The sequence below is a fragment of the Streptomyces sp. NPDC058751 genome, assembly GCF_042746485.1.
Taxonomy (GTDB): Bacteria; Actinomycetota; Actinomycetes; order Streptomycetales; family Streptomycetaceae; genus Streptomyces.
Genome location: NZ_JBHYPZ010000061.1, coordinates 36,179 through 56,062 on the forward strand (window position 1 = coordinate 36,179; position 19,884 = coordinate 56,062).

18 protein-coding genes and 1 pseudogene are annotated in these 19,884 nt (G+C 72.0%); 10 read left to right on the forward strand and 9 right to left on the reverse strand.

The window, feature by feature from the left end; genetic code table 11:
* Positions 1-15 precede the first annotated feature (15 nt).
* From ACFW6B_RS37565 to ACFW6B_RS37580, 4 genes are read left to right on the forward strand one after another with little or no spacing between them, the layout of a single operon-like run.
* Positions 16-1,179 carry an STM4014 family protein gene (locus ACFW6B_RS37565; RefSeq protein ID WP_386603701.1) on the forward strand — a complete coding sequence of 388 codons (1,164 nt, stop codon included), beginning with the start codon at positions 16-18 and terminating at the stop codon, positions 1,177-1,179.
* Between the two features lie 58 nt (positions 1,180-1,237).
* Entirely contained in the window at positions 1,238-2,044 is an 807-nt protein-coding gene (locus tag ACFW6B_RS37570) for an STM4013/SEN3800 family hydrolase (RefSeq protein ID WP_386603733.1), read from the forward strand.
* Positions 2,041-3,390, forward strand: a complete 1,350-nt coding sequence (locus ACFW6B_RS37575) for an STM4012 family radical SAM protein (RefSeq protein ID WP_386603703.1) — start codon at positions 2,041-2,043, stop codon at positions 3,388-3,390. Before ACFW6B_RS37570 ends, ACFW6B_RS37575 begins: the two co-directional genes overlap by 4 nt.
* A gap of 7 nt (positions 3,391-3,397) precedes the next feature.
* Positions 3,398-4,294: an STM4011 family radical SAM protein gene (locus ACFW6B_RS37580; protein ID WP_386603705.1), complete on the forward strand. Its 897-nt coding sequence runs from the start codon at positions 3,398-3,400 to the stop codon at positions 4,292-4,294.
* A 40-nt stretch (positions 4,295-4,334) separates the two neighbouring features.
* Here the strand turns inward: ACFW6B_RS37580 and ACFW6B_RS37585 are convergent, their stop codons facing one another.
* Positions 4,335-5,060, reverse strand: a complete 726-nt coding sequence (locus ACFW6B_RS37585) for a spermidine synthase (RefSeq protein WP_386603707.1) — start codon at positions 5,058-5,060, stop codon at positions 4,335-4,337.
* A gap of 230 nt (positions 5,061-5,290) precedes the next feature.
* Positions 5,291-5,941, reverse strand: a complete 651-nt coding sequence (locus ACFW6B_RS37590) for a hypothetical protein (RefSeq protein WP_386603735.1) — start codon at positions 5,939-5,941, stop codon at positions 5,291-5,293.
* 361 nt (positions 5,942-6,302) lie between these two features.
* Between ACFW6B_RS37590 and ACFW6B_RS37595 the strand changes: the two genes are divergently transcribed.
* The gene (locus tag ACFW6B_RS37595; protein WP_386603709.1) at positions 6,303-6,968 is read left to right on the forward strand and encodes a tetratricopeptide repeat protein; all 666 of its coding nucleotides are present in this window, start codon (positions 6,303-6,305) and stop codon (positions 6,966-6,968) included.
* A 40-nt stretch (positions 6,969-7,008) separates the two neighbouring features.
* On the opposite strand, the gene ACFW6B_RS37600 is transcribed toward ACFW6B_RS37595, so the two are convergent.
* A complete protein-coding gene (locus ACFW6B_RS37600) occupies positions 7,009-7,752 on the reverse strand; it encodes a class I SAM-dependent methyltransferase (RefSeq protein ID WP_386603711.1) in 744 nt (247 codons plus the stop codon).
* A gap of 287 nt (positions 7,753-8,039) precedes the next feature.
* Between ACFW6B_RS37600 and ACFW6B_RS37605 the strand changes: the two genes are divergently transcribed.
* The gene (locus ACFW6B_RS37605; protein WP_386603713.1) at positions 8,040-8,570 is read left to right on the forward strand and encodes a hypothetical protein; all 531 of its coding nucleotides are present in this window, start codon (positions 8,040-8,042) and stop codon (positions 8,568-8,570) included.
* Between the two features lie 58 nt (positions 8,571-8,628).
* Positions 8,629-9,321: a VOC family protein gene (locus ACFW6B_RS37610; protein WP_386603715.1), complete on the forward strand. Its 693-nt coding sequence runs from the start codon at positions 8,629-8,631 to the stop codon at positions 9,319-9,321.
* Positions 9,322-9,341: 20 nt separating this feature from the next.
* On the opposite strand, the gene ACFW6B_RS37615 is transcribed toward ACFW6B_RS37610, so the two are convergent.
* From ACFW6B_RS37615 to ACFW6B_RS37630, 4 genes are all read right to left on the reverse strand, one after another.
* Positions 9,342-10,316, reverse strand: coding sequence for a patatin-like phospholipase family protein (locus ACFW6B_RS37615; protein ID WP_386603717.1), 975 nt, complete (start codon positions 10,314-10,316; stop codon positions 9,342-9,344).
* A gap of 321 nt (positions 10,317-10,637) precedes the next feature.
* On the reverse strand, positions 10,638-11,243 hold the full coding sequence (locus ACFW6B_RS37620) for a TetR/AcrR family transcriptional regulator (protein WP_386603719.1): 606 nt from the start codon (positions 11,241-11,243) through the stop codon (positions 10,638-10,640).
* A 141-nt stretch (positions 11,244-11,384) separates the two neighbouring features.
* Complete coding sequence (locus ACFW6B_RS37625) at positions 11,385-13,283, reverse strand: FHA domain-containing protein (RefSeq protein WP_386603721.1); 1,899 nt, start codon at positions 13,281-13,283, stop codon at positions 11,385-11,387.
* Positions 13,284-13,692: 409 nt separating this feature from the next.
* Positions 13,693-13,923: a DUF397 domain-containing protein gene (locus tag ACFW6B_RS37630; protein ID WP_386603723.1), complete on the reverse strand. Its 231-nt coding sequence runs from the start codon at positions 13,921-13,923 to the stop codon at positions 13,693-13,695.
* Positions 13,924-15,054: 1,131 nt separating this feature from the next.
* Here ACFW6B_RS37630 and ACFW6B_RS37635 point away from each other — a divergent pair.
* Together ACFW6B_RS37635 and ACFW6B_RS37640 are read left to right on the forward strand one after the other, a co-directional pair.
* A pseudogene (locus tag ACFW6B_RS37635) lies at positions 15,055-15,330 on the forward strand (hypothetical protein); the annotation flags it as partial.
* A 325-nt stretch (positions 15,331-15,655) separates the two neighbouring features.
* Entirely contained in the window at positions 15,656-16,375 is a 720-nt protein-coding gene (locus tag ACFW6B_RS37640; RefSeq protein ID WP_386603724.1) for a hypothetical protein, read from the forward strand.
* A 16-nt stretch (positions 16,376-16,391) separates the two neighbouring features.
* Here the strand turns inward: ACFW6B_RS37640 and ACFW6B_RS37645 are convergent, their stop codons facing one another.
* On the reverse strand, positions 16,392-16,892 hold the full coding sequence (locus ACFW6B_RS37645; RefSeq protein WP_386603726.1) for a DUF4188 domain-containing protein: 501 nt from the start codon (positions 16,890-16,892) through the stop codon (positions 16,392-16,394).
* A 79-nt stretch (positions 16,893-16,971) separates the two neighbouring features.
* Between ACFW6B_RS37645 and ACFW6B_RS37650 the strand changes: the two genes are divergently transcribed.
* Positions 16,972-17,607 carry a MerR family transcriptional regulator gene (locus ACFW6B_RS37650; protein ID WP_386603727.1) on the forward strand — a complete coding sequence of 212 codons (636 nt, stop codon included), beginning with the start codon at positions 16,972-16,974 and terminating at the stop codon, positions 17,605-17,607.
* Between the two features lie 184 nt (positions 17,608-17,791).
* Here the strand turns inward: ACFW6B_RS37650 and ACFW6B_RS37655 are convergent, their stop codons facing one another.
* Positions 17,792-19,714 (reverse strand): glycoside hydrolase family 5 protein, encoded by a 1,923-nt coding sequence (locus tag ACFW6B_RS37655; RefSeq protein ID WP_386603729.1) that lies wholly within the window; start codon positions 19,712-19,714, stop codon positions 17,792-17,794.
* Positions 19,715-19,884: the final 170 nt, after the last annotated feature.

A 19,884-nucleotide genomic window follows, 5' to 3' on the forward strand; every position in this document is an offset into this window, starting at 1 on the left:
GAACGAGGAGGCGGGATGGGCGGGTTGCGGCCGCGGGGCGCGCCGGTGAAGTGGGCGGTCGTCGCCAACGGGGAGAACCGCCGGGTGGACCTGTTCAGGACGGCGGCCGAGAAGGCGGGCTGCGGCACGCCTCGCGTGGTCGAGTGGCGGGACGTCCTGCGGGACGGCGGGCACGACTTCACGGACGACGAGGTCGTCCGGCTGGAGTCCCCCGGCGAGAACGCCGAGGTGGACCGGCTGTTGCGCGGCGTCGACGAGCCGACCCGGGTGGAGGGGTCGGCGCGCTGGTACGCGGGCTTCCTGAAGTGCGTGGGGTCGCTGCGCGGGGGCCGGCGGCTCGACGACCCAACGGACCTGGCGGTGCTCTTCGACAAGAGGCTGTGCCACGCCCGGCTCGACGCGGCGGGTGTGCCGGTGCCGCAGTCCCCCACGTCGGGGGCGCTTCGGACCGTGGAGGACTGGAACGGCGTCCGGGAACTCATGGCGGAGGCCGCGCTGAGGCGGGTCTTCGTCAAGATCGCGCACGGTTCGTCCGCGTCGGGCGTGCTCGCCGTCGAGACGACCGCCTCCGGCCGGATCCGGGCCACGACCTCGGTCGAACGCACCGCTGCCGGCGACCTCCACAACTCCCTGCGGATCCGCCGCTACACGGACGAGGCGCAGATCGCGGCGATCGTGGACGCGCTGGCGCCGGACGGACTGCACGTCGAGCGCTGGCTGCCGAAGGCCTCGCTCGGCGGCAGGTCGGCGGACCTGCGTGTCGTGGTCGTGGCCGGACGCGCGACCCACGCCGTCGTCCGCACGAGCCGTTCCCCCCTGACCAATCTGCATCTGGGCGGGACCCGCGGCGACCTCGCGGCCGTACGCGCACTGGCCGGTGACCGGTGGGCGGAGGCGCTCTCCGTCGGCGAACGGGCCGCCGCCTGCTTCCCCGGCACCCTGTGCGTGGGCGTCGACCTGCTGCCCGCCGTGGGATGGCGCCGGTTCGCCGTCGGGGAGGTCAACGCCTTCGGCGACCTGCTCCCCCGGCTGACCGGCCTGCCGGGAAGCGGCGCGGAAGGCATGGACACGTACGCGGCGCAGGTCGCCGCGTATCGTTCCCTCGCCCCCGACCGCTTCCCCGTACGACCCGCACCTCCGCTCGACACCCCCGCCAGGACAGCACATGCCCCAGCCTGATCCCGACCGCGCACCGGTCATGACGCCCTCCGCCCCCGGACCGGCCGGAACGCCGGACATGAACGAGGTGGTGGGGCGGGACGACCTGCTCCTGCTCACCCTCGACACCCTGCGCCACGACGTGGCCGTCGAGCTCTCCGCGGCCGGCCGTCTGCCGAACCTGACCGCGCACCTGCCCGGCGGCACCTGGGAGCGGCGGCACGCGCCGGGGAACTTCACCTACGCCTCCCACCAGGCCATGTTCGCGGGCTTCCTGCCCACCCCCGCGGCACCGGGGCCGCATCCGCGGCTGTTCGCGGCGCGGTTCGCGGGCAGCGAGACGACGGCGGACCGCACGTTCGTCTTCGACACCCCGGACCTGGTGTCCGGCCTCGCCGCGCACGGCTACCGCACGGTGTGCATCGGGGGCGTCGGCTTCTTCAACAAGCAGGGCGCGCTCGGCGGCGTGCTGCCCGGACTCTTCCAGGAGAGCCACTGGGAGCCGGAGTTCGGGGTGGCCTCGCCCACCTCGTTCGAGGCGCAGGTGGCGCGGGCGGAGAAGGTCGTGGCCGGACTTCCCGCGGAGCAGCGGCTGTTCCTGTTCCTGAACGCGTCGGCGCTGCACCAGCCGAACTGGTTCCACCTGCCCGGTGCCACCCGCGAGGCGGGCGACAGCCGGGCCACCCACGCGGCGGCCCTCGAGTACGTCGACGCCCACGTCGGACGGCTGTTCCGCGCGATGAGCTCGCGCCGCCGCTGCTTCGCCGTCGTCTGCTCCGATCACGGCACGGCCTACGGGGACGACGGCTACACCGGCCACCGTCTCGGTCACGACTGCGTGTGGACCGTGCCCTACAGCCACTTCTTCCTGGAGCCGACCGCATGACGCTCGCCACCGCCCCGGCCGGCCCGCCGCGCCCGTACCAGAGCTACACCTACGCCTATCCCCACAAGACCGCCTACCGGCCGCTCGCCCCGCGCCCCGTGCTGAAGGACCTGTGGGCGGGCGAGTCCCGGCGGTCGCTCTCGCTGTACCTGCACATCCCGTTCTGCGAGGTCCGCTGCGGTTTCTGCAACCTGTTCACCCGGATCGGCGCCCCCGGCGACCTGACGGGACGTTATCTGGACGCGGTGCGCCGCCAGGCCGTCGCGATGCGCGAGGCCCTCGGTGACGAGGAGACCCCCCGGTTCGCCAACGCCGCGTTCGGGGGCGGGACACCGACGTTCCTGGAGGCCGCCGAGCTGGAGCGGCTGTGCGACATCGCCGAGCGGGAGATGGGCGCCGATCTCCGAGCGATCCCGCTGTCCGTCGAGGCCTCTCCCTCCACGGCCACGGCCGACCGGCTGGCGGTGCTGGTCGAGCGGGGCACCACCCGTCTCAGCCTCGGGGTGCAGAGCTTCGTCGAGGAGGAGTCCCGTGCCGCCGTACGGCCGCAGCGGCGGGCCGACGTGGAGGCGGCGCTCGCCCGGATCCGCGAGGCCGGCGTCCCCGTCCTCAACATCGACCTGATCTACGGCATCGACGGCCAGACCGCGGCCAGTTGGCGCCACTCGCTGGACGCGGCCCTGGCCTGGCGCCCCGAGGAGCTGTACCTCTACCCCCTCTACATCCGTCCCCTCACCGGTCTCGGCCGGCACGCCGACGCGCGGACGGCCGACCTGGAGTGGGACGAACAGCGGCTGCGCCGGTACCGGGAGGGCCGTGACCACCTGCTGGCGCACGGCTACGAACAGGTGTCGATGCGCATGTTCCGGCGCTCGGACGCCCCTCCGCAGGGACCGGACGACTACGCCTGCCAGACCGACGGCATGATCGGTCTGGGCTGTGGTGCCCGTTCCTACACGTCCACGCTGCACTACTCCTTCGACTACGCGGTGTCGATGCGGGAGATCCGCGGCATCATCGACGACTACACCGCCACCGAGGACTTCTCTCGCGCGCTGCACGGCCGCCGTGTCGACGAGGACGAGGCGCGGCGCCGGCACCTGCTCCAGTCGCTCCTCCAGACCGAGGGCCTGCCCGTCGCGGACTACCGGCTGCGCTTCGGGTCGGATCCCCGCGACGACTTCCCGTCCGAGATCGGCACGCTCGCCGCACGGGGATGGCTCGCGCACGGGGACGAGGACCGGCTGTGCCTCTCCGCGGAAGGACTCGCCCACTCGGACGCGATAGGCCCCGAGTTCTTCTCCCCGGCCGTCCGGGACGCCATGGCCGCCTACGAGACGAAGTGAGGCGCCGGTGGACCTGACGCTCCTGTACCGCGGCCCGCTCGCCTCCTGCGACTACGACTGTCCGTACTGTCCGTTCGCGAAGCGCCGCGACACCACCGCGCAGCTCCGGACCGACCGCGCTGCGCTGGAACGGTTCACCGCCTGGGCGGGCGAGCAGCGCGAGGACCGGCTGTCGGTGCTGTTCACCCCGTGGGGCGAGGGACTGGTCCGCTCCTGGTACCGCCGCGCGCTCGTGGAGCTGTCGCACCTGCCGCACATCAGGCGTGTGGCCATCCAGACGAACCTCAGCTGCCGCACCGACTGGCTGGAGGCGGCGGACCGGGACACGGTGGCCCTGTGGTGCACGTACCACCCGGGGCAGACACCGCACGAACGGTTCGTCGCCAAGACCCGGCGGCTCGGCGAGCTGGGCGTCCGTTTCAGTGTCGGCGTCGTCGGCCTGCCCGAGCACCTGGAGCCCGCGCGCAGACTGCGCGCGGAGCTCCCGGAGCATGTGTACCTGTGGGTGAACGCCGCCGAAGGGCACACCTACACGGACGCAGAGGCCGACGAGTGGACCGCGCTCGACCCGCTCTTCCCCTTCAGCCGCCACCCGCACCGGTCGGCCGGCCTGCCCTGCCGCACCGGCGAGTCGGTGATCTCGGTGGACGGCGACGGGAAGGTGAGCCGCTGCCACTTCGTGCGGACCGAACTGGGCCGACTGTACGACGGCTCCTACCGTGCCGCCCTCGCCCCACGCCCCTGCCCCCTGGCCGTGTGCGACTGCCACATCGGCTATGTGCACCTGGAGACGCTGCCGCTGTACGACGTCTTCGCGGGCGGCGTCCTGGAACGCGTCCCGCGGGCGCTGCCGGGCGGGGACCGGCCGCTGCTTCCCGTGGTCCCCGCGGCCGGCTCCGTCTGAGGGCCGGGCCCGCGGGGGCGGCCGTCCGGTCCGGGTGGTGTCAGCCGTCGCGCCTTCGGGCGACGTAGACGGTGTTGGCGGAGCTCCCGCCCTGCAGCGGATTGTCGAAGTCCACGACGTGCGCCGCGGTGTCCGTGAAGACCTCCGCGAGCACGGAGCCGAACTCGTCGTCCGGCGGGTCGTTCGACCACAGCGCGAACACACCGCCGGGACGGAGCAGTTCGGCCAGGGCCGTCAGACCGCCCCGCGTGTAGAGCACGGCGTGGCCGGGGTGCAGCACATGGCGCGGCGAGTGGTCGACGTCCAGGAGGATCGCGTGGAAACGGCGTCCGGGGGCTTCGGGGTCGAGGCCCCGCGGCTCACCGGTGGTCATCGCGAAGAAGTCCCCGCGCACCAGCCTGCACCGGGGATCGGAAGCCAGACCCGCGCCCAGGGGTACGAGCCCGCGCCGGTGCCAGTCGATCACCTCGGCCAGGGTGTCGACGACGACGAGCGAGCGCACACGCGGGTCGTCCAGGGCCGTCCTGGCCGTGTACCCGAGGCCGAGGCCGCCCACCACGACGTCGAGCGGGCCGTCGGGCAGTTCCGCCAGACCGAGCCGGGCCAGCTCGACCTCCCCCGTGGTGAAGAGGCTGGACATCAGGTACTCGTCGCCGAGTTTCACCTCGTACACGTCGTCGCCCGAGAGCGGATCGCGCCGTCGGCGCAGGCTGATCTCGCCCATGGGCGTCGGCCGCCAGTCGATCTCCTCGAAGCGCGCGCTCATCCGATGCCTTTCACCCCAGCCTCGCCCCACCCCCGCGGACGGAGGGACGGGCACCGGCGCCGGGCGTCCCGGCCGGGGCCGTGCGGGCGGAAGGACGCACCGCACGGTCCGGCTCGGGCCCGACGCTGTGGAGGATCTTGACACGGGAACACCGCCGGCGGGTGGCCGAACGGTCGGACGGCACCGGATCGAGCAGGGCGGCGGGCCCGCCGTTCGTGCGCCCCACCGTGTCAGGACCGAGCGGCCGCCTCGCTGATGTCCCGGTGCACATGGCCCATGAGTTCACCCATCTCGCGGACGTCGGCACTCGGTGACTCGGCGTTCTCCGCCGCGCCGCGCAGCCAGTCGGCGGTCGCCAGGGCAAGTGCGACGGCGTCTTCCACGCGGTCGTCACCGAGGAGTTCCTCGACCCTGAAGGCGAGACTGCCCAGGGTCTCGGCGTTCGTCTCCGGCACCAGGTAGCCGCGCAGGCCGACGGGGAAGGGGTCCTGGGCCCTGGCGTGCCGCACGGCCTCGAGCACCGCGGGGTCCTCGCCGTACCGGTCGAGGTGGCCGAGAAGGACGTAGATCCGCGCGATCAGCCGCGGCCGGCCGGGGTGGTGGTCCAGCCAGGCCATCAACTGCTGCTGGCCACCGAGGTGGTCGACGACCGGGGTGAGCGCCTCCACCGACTTGGTGGGGAGGTCCCAGTGGTGAGGGAGCAGCCGGGCGATCTCGTCGGCCAGGCTCGCCTCGTCCTCGGCGCCGAGCGTTCCGGTGGTGAACCCGCTGACCTTCGCGCTGTCCAGGGTGAATCCGTCGGGCAGCGCCACCTGGCGATCGCGGCTCGAGGAACCGTGCCGTCGGCGCAGCAGTTCTCCGACGCTCTTGAGGAGCGGCATGTCGTGCACGAAACCTCCTGATGAACGCGCTCGAAGGCCGGCCTCGAGTCCAAGGCGGCCACCGCGGACACCGCCACGACGGCCCGGACGGCGATTCCGTCGCCGCTTCCCCGCGTCGGCACCATCACCCTGCCGCCCGGCCGCCGGGTCCGCGCGCCCTGTGGCCCGGACGGGTGCGCGGCCCGCGCTTTCGATGCACATGACAGGAATGAACGCGATGCGGCCTCATTGCGCCGGTCTTCGGCCATAACGGAGTTCCGGACCGGTCTCCGCTTCGGATGTGCACGATGGTTGGCTGCTGAACCGTGCGGGCGCGTGCGGTGTCACGAACAGGGGCGGACACGCCCGGAAGGGACGGGGGATGCGGGAGCGGGACCGGATGGAGCGGGTTCGGGAGCTCTACGAGTCGGCGATGTTCGGCGGGGACGCCTCCGCGCTCGCGGCGGCCGATCAGGAGCTCGACGCCGTCGAGGCGGCGGTGTCGCTGGAACGCGGAAAGGTGATGCACGTACGCTTCCTCGACGATCGCCGGGAGGACCCGCGGGAGCTGGTGCTCTTCGAGCGCGCGGCCGAGTTGTACCGGCGGCTGGAGGATACGGGTGGAGAAGCGGACGCCCTGTTCTGGATCGGCTGCTGGCACCAGGTGGTGCGCGGTGACGGCACCACCGGAGTGCCGTACTTCGAGAGGTCCTACGAGCTGGCGCGGTCCGTCGGTGACCGGAGGACCATGTCCTACGCGGTCCGCCATCTCGGGTTCGCCGCGGTGGAGGCGGGGCGGTTCGACCGGGCCCGCGCGTCGCTGACCGAGTCGGTGGAGCTGAGGCGCGAGATCGGGTTCATGCCCGGAGTGGCGGCGGGTCTGGTGGCGCTCGCCCACCTGTCCGTCGACACCGACGACCGCGAGGCGGCCGTCGGACATCTCGACGAGGCCCGGACCGTGGCCGAACAGTGCGGGGCCAAGGGCGTGTCGGTATGGATCGAGCAGGCGCAGGCGCGGCTCCGGGAGAGGTACCGCATCGAGCGGTGACGTTTCGTCGTGGCGCTCGGCCAGGGCGTCCCGGTGGAGGTCAGACGTCGGCCACCAGCAGTCGGTAGCCGACGTCGATGGTGTCGAGCGCGAGGAGATCGGACTGGCGCCGGTGCCAATGGCCCGTCGCGAGGTCGTCGGTGAGCGCCGCCAGGCCCGGGGCGAGGGCGTCCTCCCCGGTCTGGGCGAACATGGATATCCCGGCGCGCACCTGGGGGTCGAGATAGGCGTGGGGCCGGCGCCAGTACGCCGCGCCGAATCCGTCCGTGCAGTCGTGCGGGACGTGGACGGGCTCCTGCCGTGCCCCGCCGAGCAGTGCGGCCAGCCGGTCGATCGGCACGGCCCGGTGATCGTCGAACACCGCGGCCTGCGGGAGGTATTCGCGTACGAGCCAGAACCTCTCGCGGAAGATCTCCTGGTCCCAGGTCAGGACGACGATACGGCGACGGGCGACCCTGCGGAGTTCGGCGATGCCGGCCGCCAGGTCGGTCCAGTGGTGGACGGTCAGCAGCGCCATGACGGCGTCGGCGGCGTCGTCGCGCAGCGGAAGACGTTCGGCGACGGCACACACGGCGGGCGCGGAGGGGCACGGGCGCTGGGCGATCATGATCTGGCTGGGCTCGACGGCGAGAACCGTCTGCTCCGGCTCGTAGGAACCGGTGCCCGCCCCTACGTTGATCACCGTCGTGGCGTCCCCGAGCGCGGCGTGCACCTGCGTGGCGATCCGCGGATCGGGCCGCCGGGTCCGGCCGTACGTCGCGCCGAGCGTGTCATAGATGGCCATGTCCCTCAGTATGCGAAGAAGCCGCCCTCACCGGGCCCCCTCGTGTGAACCGGTGACCTTGCGGAGGGGACGGCCCCGCCGCCTCCACCGGAGCGTCCGGGACGAGAAAGACCCTGTCCCGGACGAAACGGGACAGGGTCTTCATGGAGCGCCGGGCAGGCCTTGCACCTGCATTTCCCCGCAGGAAGCGGGGCGTCTTTCCTTGGACCACCAACGCATCGCGGACCGGGGTAACCTCTCCCGACCGCCTCAAGATCAATACTATCAGACCGGGAGGTCGCAGCCGTATGAGCGAGTCGTACTCGCCCGTCCCCGAACTGAACCTGCTCAAGGAGTTCGAGGACCGGCTCGGTCCCGTCCTCTACTCCGAGGGCTTCGAGCTCGTCGAGTACGACGGGGACGCGGGCCTCCGCACCTGGTCGGAGGACCCCGGGTTCACCAGCCGGTTCATCCCCTTCGCGAAGGCCAACAGCACCGGCTCCGACTACGCCCTGTGGCGCTGCGACGACCGCTCCGACCTCGCCACGCTGCCCGTCGTGTTCGTCGGCGACGAAGGCGACCTCTATGTGATCGCGCGCGACCTGAGGGAGCTGTTCCGGCTCCTCGCCATCGATCGCGAGCCCGTCTCGGAAGGGTTCTCGGGCTCCGGGGGCATCGAGGAACACAGTGAGGGACACGCCGAGTTCGTCTCCTGGCTGGACCGGACGTTCGGGCTTCGCCCGCCGGAGGACCCGGACGCGCTCTGGAACGCGCGCAAGGAGCAGGACGACCGTTTCAGGGCCTGGGCGGGCCGCTTCGTCGACCTGGGCGACCAGTGACGCGGCACTGGTGCCACATATCGGAGATACCGGCGGGCGGGGCTGCGAGGATGTGGTCATGGAGCGGACATTGAGTCGACGGGAAGCGTCGGAGGCGGTCCAGGACCACGGGTGGCGCTACTTGCTGGGCACCTTGCAGACGTCGGTTCCGGTGGGGACGTTGGCCCAGGCGATCGGCTTGGCGGCGGACGCCGTCGCGGTGTGCGGGGACGACGCCGATCGCCACCTTCGGGTCGACGTCCGTGCCGACCTGGCCGTCTTCACCCTGCAGTCGTCGGAGCACGCGGCGGTCACCGCCCGGGATGTCGAACTCGCACGCCGGATCTCCGCCACCGTCGGCGGGTCCGGGTTCCTGCCGGAGCCCGGGCCCGGAACGGGGACGCCACGGTCCGTCCAGCTTCTGGAGATCGCGATCGACGCCCTGGACATCGCCGGGATCCGGCCGTTCTGGAAGGCGGTGCTGGGCTATGCCGACGAGGCGGGCGCCGAGGGGCCGGAGGACCCCCTCGTCGACCCGCTCTGGCAAGGCCCGGCCGTCTGGTTCCAGCGAATGGACCGCGCGCGCTCGCAGCGCAATCGCATCCACATCGACATCAGCGTTCCGCACGACGAGGCACCCCGGCGGATCGAAGCCGCGCTGGCGGCCGGGGGCCGGCTCGTGTCCTCGACCCGCGCCCCCGCCTTCTGGGTGCTTGCCGACCCGGAGGGGAACGAAGCCTGCGTCACCACGTGGCAGGGCCGGGACGGCTGACACGACGTGCCGGTCACGGCCTAGGCGCCGTACAGCCGGCCGTGGGCGCCGTGCACGGCGGTGCGTCCCGCCTCCAGCGCGGCTTCGAGGAGGTCGCCCTCGCGTGCCAGACGGCTGACGGTCGGCGAGTCCGGGGCGGGACGGACGGAGACGACGGCCGCGTGGTCGGCCAGGAGGGCGTCGTCCTCGGCCAGGCGGGCTTCGCGGCCGAGGAACACCTCCCTCAAGGCCGCGGGCTCGCGCCGCAGCACGGTCCTCGCGATGAGCGGGGCGGAGCGGGAGGGCCGCGCGACGTCGGCCGCTCGCCGCGACCGCAGCACCATGACGTGGGTCGCCCCCTGGGCCAGCGCGGTGCGGTACGGCACGGACTCGGAGACGCCCGCGTCGTAGTACCGGCGTCCGCGCAGCGTCACCGGCTCGCCCGCCAGGAGCGGCAGGGAGGCACTGGCCCGCAGCGCGAGGCGCAGTTCCGCGGCGTCGCCTATGAAGGGCCGCAGGTCGATGGATTCCCCGGTCTCGGCGTCGGTGGCGAGCGGGTGGTACTCGATGTCGCGGGCGAGGATCGAGGCGAAGTCCATCGGCGCGCAGTCCTGGTCGCCGTAGCGGTAGAGCACCTCGTAGAAGGCGTGCAGGTCCACGAGCGGTTTGCCGCGCAGCGGGTTCGAGCGCCGGATCAGCGTTCTGGCGTACTTGGGAACCGCCCAGAAGCGCAGCGACTCCGGGCTCGTGCTCAGCAGCCACGCGGCGGAGGCGGCACCGGCCGAGGCGCCGTAGACGGCGTCGAAGCCGTTCGTCAGTCCGAGTTCGTGGAGGGCCAGGGCCATCCCTCCGGCGATGATGCCGCGCATCCCGCCGCCCTCGATGGCCAGCGCGACGCGGTGCCCGTCGGCGCGTGCGCCGGGGAGGCTGCCGGTTCGCGCGCGCTCGGTGAGCACGCGCCAGACCGCGTGCGGCTCCTCGGGTACGGACGTGGGAGGGGTCGGGGCGGTCGTCATCGTGGTCAGGGCTCCAGGGACGGCTCGGGGTGGTTTCCGCACGCGGAACCCGGGGACTGCGGGGTGCGGCACGAGCGCGCACGCCACCCGGGATCGTGGCCGACCGTCGTCGAGCGGCCGACCGCCGGTCGGCCCCACGGTCTCGGCCGCGTGCCACAGGGTGGGAGGCACCGCCCGCCCGGGCCGTCACTTTAGCAGCGACAAGCCGCTCACTAGCCGACGGCTAGCCAAAGGTGCGCCACGTTGATGGGCCACCTCGATGGGCCATGTCGACGCACCGCGTCGAGACACCGCCTCGAAGCGCCGCGTCGAGGCGCCGCGTCAGAGCGCGCCTTCGGACTCCGCGGCCCCCGGTACGGCGAGGAGGCCGCGGGCGGTCAGCAGCAAGGTGGCCCGCAGGTCGTCGTCCGAGAGGTCGGACAGCTCGCCGAGTCCCTCCAGCATCCACAGGCACATCACGTAGGCCATGCGCTCCGCGGGCGTGGGCGAGCTGCCGAACAGCACCCGCAGGATGCGTCGCCTGCGCCGGTCGTTCTCGGCGTAGACGCTGGCGGCCCGGATCTCGGGATCGTGCAGGAGCATGGCTCCGAGTGCGCGGTGCCGCACCAGGAAGTCGACCCAGCCGACCGCGTACGCGTCCAGCCTCTCCTGGCGCGAGGGCATGCCCGCCAACTCGTCCAGGAGCACCGTCATTTCCTCGACGGTCGGATCGAGCGACGCCTGGAGGATCTGAGCCTTGGTCCGGAAGTGGTAGTAGACCGCGGCCTTGGTGAGGCCCATCTCGTCGGCGATCGCCTGCAACGAGGTCGCTTGGTAGCCACGGCCGGCGAAGAGCCGCTGGGCCGTCTCGACGATCTGTCGTCTCGTCGCCGCGGCCTGGGCGGATCGGCTGACGACCGGGACGCCCGGCTCTCGCTCGCTGGGCACGCTCGCTCGCTCCCGCTCGGGTCTTGCCTTGATGGGCTGCTGGTGACAAGAGACTGAACCGCCCACTTTACCCGCGCGGTCCGGCGGCCGGCGGACACCGGGCCGGCCGTCCGGTTCCCGCCCGGGCGGGCCCGGCACGCCTCAGACCTGGGCCGCCGGTTCGAGGGCCTCGACGGCCGCCGCCGCGGCGGCGGAGTCCGGGCCGTAGAAGATGTCGATGTCGACCTCCTCACCACCCATGGTGAGGGTGTCCCAGGCGCCGCTGAGCACCAGCATGCGCAGCGTCCTGTCCTCCAGGGTCCCCAGCCGTTCGAGGATCGCCTCGTCGTCCGGCATTCCGGTCATGCGTGTGGCCAGCCGGGAACGGATCCCGCGCAGCCGCTCCAGCAGCGTCGCGGTGTCGGCCTCGCGATCGGGTTCCTCGGCGATCCCGTCGATGCCGTGCGCGATGATGTCCTTGATGGCCCAGGTGGCACCCTCGCCGTCGGTGGTCACCATCGCCTTCCAGGCGCGGCTCTTGTGGCGGTACTGGAGCATCGACATGGCGGCCTCGTGGCGCAGGAAGTCCGCGTCCCTGAAGGGTTTGCCGTTCCACGCGCCGTTGAGGGACCGGGCGAGCGAGATCGCCGAGGCCAGACCGCTGTTGAGTCCCCGGCCCGGCCAGAAGTGGATGGCGTTGGCGGCGTCGCCCAGCAGGAATCCGTACGTGCCCGGGGAGCCGGCGGCAGGCGGCAGCAACTCGGCCGTGAAGCGCGGGCGTTGCACCATGCTGAGGCGGAACGAGGTGACCGCGCTCAGCTCTCCGGGCTCGACGCCGAACAGGCGCAGTCCTTCGGCCACCCGCCTCCACAGGGCGGAACCCCTGATGAGGGCCGGCAGGAACAGCGTGCTGTGGGTGGAGCAGCGGAAGTCGCCGTGCTCGTCGCGCCCCATCACACAGGGCCGGGAGGCGATGCACTCCTCGAACACCCGCCGGACCGGATCGATGCCGACGACCTCCGCGGCCTCCGTGTCCGTCAGGCGCATGTTCAGGAAGCCCTCGCCACGCAGGGAGTTGAGCAGGAACCGGTTCTGTCCGACGGTCAGCAGGACGGCCATGGGGTCGGCCAGGGCAGACTTCACGCGCAGGCCGAGGACGACGTCCTGGAGATGACGGTCGTTCAGCGAGTAGATGGATTCGTCCGCCTTGCCGAACTTGGCGGCGAAGTGCTCTCGCGTGTGGGACCGTCCGCCGTCGCAGATCGCCAGGACGTGCTGGCCGGCCAGCGCGTCCTGCTGCTCTTCGACGCCGAACCGGGCGGGAACGAGCCTGATGCGGCCCCGCTTCTCGTTCGCCACCTCCAGGAGCCGGTCCTCGATGTAGGCGATGCGCATGTTGCGCGGGTGGTGATCGCCGATGGAGTCGGGCCCCGAGGGCCACATCTCGGTGTAGCTGTCCGGGTCGAAGAGCCGGCCCTGCACCTCCTCGGGCAGGCTGAGGTACTGGCGGCTCTGTACGGTCACCACCTGCTGGCGCCGCACGTTGCCCTGGCTCTCGTCCTTCCAGACGATCCTGCGGCCCTGCTTGCGCCACCGGCCGTCGTAGACGGTGATCTCCACCTGGGCGCCGAGGAAGTGCTCCAGCAGCAGGGCGAGCGACAGACCGACGGGGCCTCCGCCCGCGACGGTGACCCGCAGCACCGGCCCCCTGTCCACCTCCTCGTCGCCGTGCGTCAGCGACCTGGGCAGGGAGAGCGCCATGATCGTCTCCATGGCGTCCGCGACCTCGAAGCGGAACTCCTGGTCGCCGATGGTGATGTCGTCCCCCGGCTTGAGGAGCCGGAAGTCGATCTCCTCACCGTTGACGAGCGTGCCGTTGCTGCTGCCGCAGTCGTGCAGGACGTAGCCCTGGGTGTCGTCCAGGACGATTTCCGCGTGGAAGCGCGAGACGCTCAGGCTGGAGACGACGACGGTGTTCTCGGGATTGCGTCCGAACGTGACCCGGGTGCCGATCACCGGTATCCGTTCTCCGGCCAGCGGTCCTTCGCGTCCAACAAGCACCGGCGCCACGGGACTTCCTCCCCAGGTTGACGACATTGCCGCTGCCGCGGTGCCGCCCGTACGCACCTCGTGGCGGGCGTGACCGGGCGGCGCGCGACGGGTAGGGCGGAGCGACATTCACTCGACGTACGGGAACGGTGAACGGTTCGGTCCGACGACGGCGTAGAGCCGCTTGATCGGTACGGATGCCCCATCATGCCCGATTCCGGAGCGTTTCGGGAGAGGCCGTCCGGCGCCGGTGGAACGGGCCCCAGGGCTTCCGGGCGACGCCGACGTACAGCGGGATCCGCTCGTGCCGATCCCGTCGGCACCTGTTCCTGTGTCTGTCACTTCGGTCCTCCGCCGTCACGGGCGTGGTCGTGGGAACTGGCCGGGTGGCGGTCGGGCACCGTGGTGGGGGGCATACGTGTCAGCCGACGAGGAAGTCCGCCCGCCCCTCCTTGGCGCCGCCGACGAACTCGGCGATGACCGACGAGGTACAGATGAGGGCGGGGCCGTCCGGGTCCATCGCCTGCCTGACCGCCACGATGCCGCCGCCGAGTTCTTTGATCTCGACGCAGCCGTCGTCGCCGCCGGCGCTCCAGGGCTTGCTCCACCCGTGGGCTCCCAGCTCTTCGGCTGCGTTCACGGCGTGCTTCATCGTCTCTGTCTCCTTGCGGACGTCCACCGGGGATTGCCCGGTACGTCGTGTGGGTGGGGCGTGGCACTCGTCCGGCCGGACACCGCGCGGTTCGGGCCGACTTCGTCGGGGCGCGGCGGAACTCCTCGTGGTCCGGGGCGACTTGTTCGCGGTCCTGGCCTTACCGGCACGGTCGAGGTCGGTCATGCCGACGGTGTCCGGGGCGTCCTGGAGCGGAAGGCGGGACGGGGACCCGGGCACTTCCGGGTTCGGCGGAACGACGGCACGGCCACAACTCACCTGTAAGACATGGAAGTTCGGCTGCACGTCCGTCACCGCCGACGCGGCCGTACGCCCGGCACCGCATCGCGAACGGTCGGAGCAGACCGCGGTGCGCTCACGTCTCACGCCTCATCGACCCCCTGGACGCCGAGCAGTCTGCCATGACCCTGCCCCTCACCGACAGGTCTGATGATCCCCGTGCCGCCGCGCACCGGCCCGGGCTCCCCGCGCGCCCCCGTGGCCCCGGGGCACGGCCGCCACCCGGCGGCAAGAGCCTCCACCCGTACCGAAGCGGGCACCCTCCGGCGGGACCGGCCGGCGCCTCAGGGACGGCCGGCGCCACGGATCCGGTCTACCGTGACCCGCGTGGAAGAGCCGCGAACCGGTTACCGCTATGTCGGGCCCGGTGAACTCCGAGGTCTTGTCCGGCCGGACGGGGAGGGCGCGCGCATCCGTTCCGCGGCGGACTTCACGCGGTGGGTGTCCGCCCGCGACGCCGGGGAGCGGGCCGAGCCCTTCACCTTCGTGGTCGACGTCGAGGGCGTACTGCGCCTGGCGCCGCGCCGCAGCGAGCACGTGGTGTGCGCGGGCGGAGAAGCGGTCCTAGGGCCTGTCGTCAAATTCCCGCCTGCCTCGCGACGCCTGGCACTCCCCCTAGCTCTTCGAGCAGGGGGGACCCCCACTCGCCGCACCGGGCGAAAGCCCCAGTACGTCCAGTACGAGGACTTCCGCCCGGCACTCCCCCAGCCTTCGGCCGGGGGGACCCCCAGAGCACGCTCCCCCGAGCTCTCGGCTCCGCTCGAGCAGGGGGGACCCCCATGACGCCGCGAGGCCGCCCTTCGGGCGACGACGGGAATTTGACGACAGGCCCTAGGCGCGGGGGAGATGAGCTTCCGCGAGGAGTGCGGGCGCTGGGCCGTCCACGAGGTCAGCAACCAGTCGACCGGATACTGCCCGGACGTCGGTTCGTGGGCGGTCGTCGCCGGTGCTCTGGGCCGGGCCGGGTTCGAGTGTCCCGACGGGTTCACGCACGAGGTGGTGTTCCGACGCTGCGTGTCCTGCCGACAGGTCAATGTCGTGCGCGAGGACCACTTCGTCTGCGTGTTCTGCGACGAGGACCTGCCGGCCGGCTGGAACGTCGACTGAGATGCCCGCCGGACCGTTTCCGCCTCAGGCGGTCCGGAGCCTCCGGTGATCCGGGGCCGTCGACCGTTTCCGCCTCCGGCGAGCCGGGGCCGCCGGGCCGTGCGGCGAAAGAAACGTATCCCTCGGAGATGAAGCTCGTTGAAGTGGTCAGCGCGCAAACGCCCCCGACGGATGCGCGACACGTGAGGGCCCGAATCCCTGCCCGGTCTCGGGCCCTCACAACCCTCCCCCATGTCCCTCCCCCACCTCCTTCCCCTCTCGGGGTTCCTGCCCGCCCGGACGGGCCGAGGACCCGTCCGGGCGGGACATGCCATGATCCGGACCCATGAGGACACCGAATCCGTCCATGGTCCGGGCCGCCGCCCGCAACAACGCCGAGTGGTGCGCGGCGATGAGCCGGTCACACGGCGTGGGGGGCGGGTTCACGGAGCAGGCGTGGGTCTCGTCGGCCCGTACCCCGCCGTACTACCCGGAGGCGGTGACACTGGTGCCCGGTGCCGACCCCGCCGCGCTGCCGGCCCTGATCGACACCACCGCACCCGGCGCTTCCGTCAAGGACAGCTTCGCCGACCTCGACCTGACCGGGGCCGGCTTCCGGGTCCTGTTCGAAGCGCAGTGGATCCACCGCCCGGCGCACGAGCCCGCCGGAGCCCCGGCCCTCGCCTGGAACGTGGCGGACACCCCGGACTCGTTGCGGGACTGGGCGCTGGCCCGGGACGACGGGAACGGCGACGCGGACCTGTTCCGTCCCGAGCTGCTCGGCGACCCGGCCGTTCTCGTGCTCGCCGGGCGCTCGGCCGGGGGCCGGGTGGCCGCCGGAGCGGTGGCAAGCCTCGGCGGCCGGGCGGTCGGAGTCTCCAACGTCTTCGTACGCGACGGTGACCCCGGAACGGCCTGGCCGGATGTTCTGCACACGGTCCACTCGCTGTTCCCCGCCCTGCCCGTGGTCGGCTACGAGCAGGGCGACGACCTGGCCGCCGCCCTGCGTCACGGCTTCGAACCCGTCGGCCCGCTGCGGGTCTGGATCCACCCGGGACAGGACTGAGACCCGGGACGCCGGTTCAGCGCCGCGGAGCCCGGCTCTCCAGCCGCTGCGCCGCGCGGTCCCCGCGTCGTCCCACGGGCTCGACCCCCCATGCCGCGCCCAGACCTGTCGGCGGCATGTCCACGTAGACCGACTCGTACGAACCCGCCGGGACGATGTACGTCTCGTGCCAGACCCCCACGCTGCCCTTGCTGTTCCGCAGGCGGCGGTTGAACGCCGCCCACGCGGGATGGTGCTCCCCGGACCGGTCGGACGCGTAGGCGAGCAGCTTCTCGCGCGACTCCCAGTACTGCGCGATGGTGAACACACGTGGACCGCCGCCCAGTCCCCGGTGGCCCAGCAGTCCGCTGTCGCCGTCCCGTGAGAGTTCCCTGAGCATGCGCGGCATCGCCTTCAGGGCCGGGAACCAGTGGCGGACGGCCCTCCAGCGGTTGATCCGCATGCCGATGAGGAAGACGACGACGTCGCCCTCGGCGGCGGCCGTGACCCGTTGCCCGGAGGTCTGTGCATTACCCATGGGATTCCCCGCTCCCCTGTTGGACAGTGACACTATCCATGCTTGGATAGTGCCACTGTCCGAGGAAAGGTGCAACAGGATGCGGCTGGCGGAGCTGAGCGAGCGCAGCGGTGTGTCGACCGCCACGATCAAGTACTACCTGCGCGAAGAACTCCTCCAGCCGGGCCGCCGGATCTCCGCGACCCAGGCCGAGTACGGGGAGGACCACCTGCGCCGGCTGCGTCTCGTGCGGGCGCTGATCCAGATCGGCGGGGTGTCGGTGGCCGACGCGCGCGGGGTGATCGCCGCCGCGGAGGACGAGTCTCTGGACCACCATCTGCGGCTGGGCGCGGCGACCCGGGCACTGCCCTGCGCCGAGAAGCCCGACGAGGACGATCCGGCGGTGGCGACCGCCTGCCGCTCGGTGGAGGCGCTGCTGGAGCGACTGGGGTGGTCCTGCAACTCCGATGTGGACATGCTCAACCCCGCCCACCGGCGGCTGATCGACTCGGTCGCCGCGCTGGTCCGGCTCGGCTACCCCTGCGACACCGAGCAGTTGCTGCCGTACGGGCGGCTGGCGGCGCAACTGGCGGTCACCGACCTGGACCTGGTCGAGGAACAGCCGACCCCGGCCCAGCAGATCGAGGCGGCCGTCGCGCTCACGGTGCTGTACGAACCGGTGCTGCTGAACCTGCGGCGCATGGCCCACGCGGAGGAATCGGCCCGGCGGTTCTGAGGCCGCTCGGCCGACTCGGCCCGCTCGGCGGGAAACGCCGCCGGGACCCGGCCGGCCCTTGCGCGCGGGCTCGGTCCGCCAGGTCCCGGCGGTTTCGGGGCGGTCGTACGTCGTCACGTCACGGCACGGCGCGGGCGAGGTCCGTCCGGGCGTGCGCGCCGCGTCGACGGCGGCCGCGTCGCGATCAGTTCAGCTTGCGGCACAACAGCGCGGCCGGGCCCTGCGCCGCACCGAAGCGGGTGGTGAAGGCGATTCCGGCCGCGTACTCGTCATCGGCGCACTGGCCCTTGTAGTCGCCGTTCGCGAAGTCTCCTCCGGCCGCGCCCGCGGGCCGGTTGTCGGAGCGGTCGAACCACACGGTTCGCCCGGCGCCCGCCAGCGAGGTCGCCGCCGGAACGCAGAGGGCCGCGGACGTACGGCCACCGCGGCGGCTGTAGCCGATGAGGAAGTTCCCCGCAGGGCACTGCAACTTGGTGTAGCCGGAGGCCCAGTCGCCGCCCGCGGGTACGTGGCGCTCGTCGGTGACGACCGTCTGGGTGGCGGCCGTTGAGCGGAGGTCGCCGGTGGAGACGTCGGTGCACAGCGCGCGGACACCTTTGTGACCGAGTCCGATCAGCCGTTCGCCGTCGGGGCAGACCGCCTTGGACGCACCCGGGTTCCAGTCGCCGCCCGCGCGCACCCGCAGGGACTGCACGTGGTCGCCGTGATCGGTGGCGAGCATGTGCCGACTCGGGACCGGGGCGACGGACCCGGTGCGGCTCGGCGCGGTCATGAGCCGGTTCCACGCGGTACCGCGCCAGTCCGACTGGTCGAGGATTCCGTACCGGTTGCCGGAGGTGTCGTAGCGCAGCAGGGACCAGTCGTCGTGGCCTTCCCAGCCGACGAGCGGCCAGTAGGCGAAGTCGGCGTCGTGGTCGGCGAAGTAGTCGGTGATGTTGCCGAACCAGGTCCGGGCCGCCGCTCCGGTCTCACCGGAGCCGATGCCGAACTCGCTGATCCACACGGGAGCGGTGAAGTGCTGGTTCGCCTCGGAGGAGACGAAGAACGCCTGGTCGTTCAGGACTTGGTGGAGCTGGTCGCGGGTGAGGTCCTGGTAGCGGGGGTCGTGGGTCTCGCCGATCCCGGTCGCCCCGCTGTGGTTGGGGCCGGTGTATCCGTAGAAGTGGGCGGAGTACACCAGCTTGTGAGAGGCGACGAGGGTGTGCGAGAGGTTCCGCGCGGGGGTGAGGGTGGGGCGGCCGTGCGCGAACCCGTCGACCGGGATACCGGTCCAGTTGATCCCCTCGATGACGACGAGGAGGTTCGGATTGGCCTCGGAGAGGATGCGGTCCCCGGCGAGCTGGGCGGCCGCGTACCAGTCGTGGGCGTCGCCCAGGCCCCAGTTGGGGTCGTCCAGCACGTCGCGGCGTACCTCGTTGTAGAGGTCGGCGCCCACCACTCGCGGGTCACCGGCGTAACGGCGGGCCATGAAGACCCAGTCGTCCGCCCACTGCTGGGTGGACTGGCTGCTGTTCCAGCGCTCGTTGCCGTCGACGCCGCAGCACCAGCGCGAGGTATTGGTGTGGTTGTTGAGAATGACGGCGAACCCGCTCCCGGTGAGGGCGGCGACCACGGCGTCGTAGACCTGGAGGGGCGTCTTGCCCCGCAGTCCCGGGTTGGCCGCGACGGCGGAGTCCGGCACCGGGGTCGTCGAACGGATCATCTCGTTGGAGAAGGGCAGCCGGATGCTGTTGATGCCCAGCTGGTGGAAGTCGTCGAGCAGTTGGGGCAGCGAAGCGCGGTCCAGGCCGAGGGGGATGCCGTGGGAGTCCTGGCCGGCGTGGTGGTTGGCCGGGTCGTCCTTGCCGCCGCTGCCCGTCCAGGAGCCCTGGGCGCCGTCCCAGTTGGCCGACTTCAGCCGGAAACGGTTGCCGTCGGCGTCCACGACGTACCGTCCGCGGGTGGAGAGCGGCGCCTTCCACGTCTCGGCCGCCGGAGCCGCGGTCGTCGCTTCCCGCGCGCCGTCCGCGGGACCCGCGGTGGCGGCGACCGCCCCGGGAGCCGTGGCCAGCAGGAGCAGGGAAACTGCCGCTAATGTCAGGTACTTGCCAAACTTGAGGGTGGGCATCGGACCTCTGTGAGGGGTGTGGGTACGGGGACGTGCGGGTCTGTGTCCACCGGCCCCGGAAAGCAGGGCCGGCCGCCGTGTCGTGGCGTGACGAGGCGGGCCGGGTTCATGTCCGTGGCGGCGGCGGGGGGGGGCCCCCGGGGCGGCCCCCCCCCCCCCCACCCGCCCAA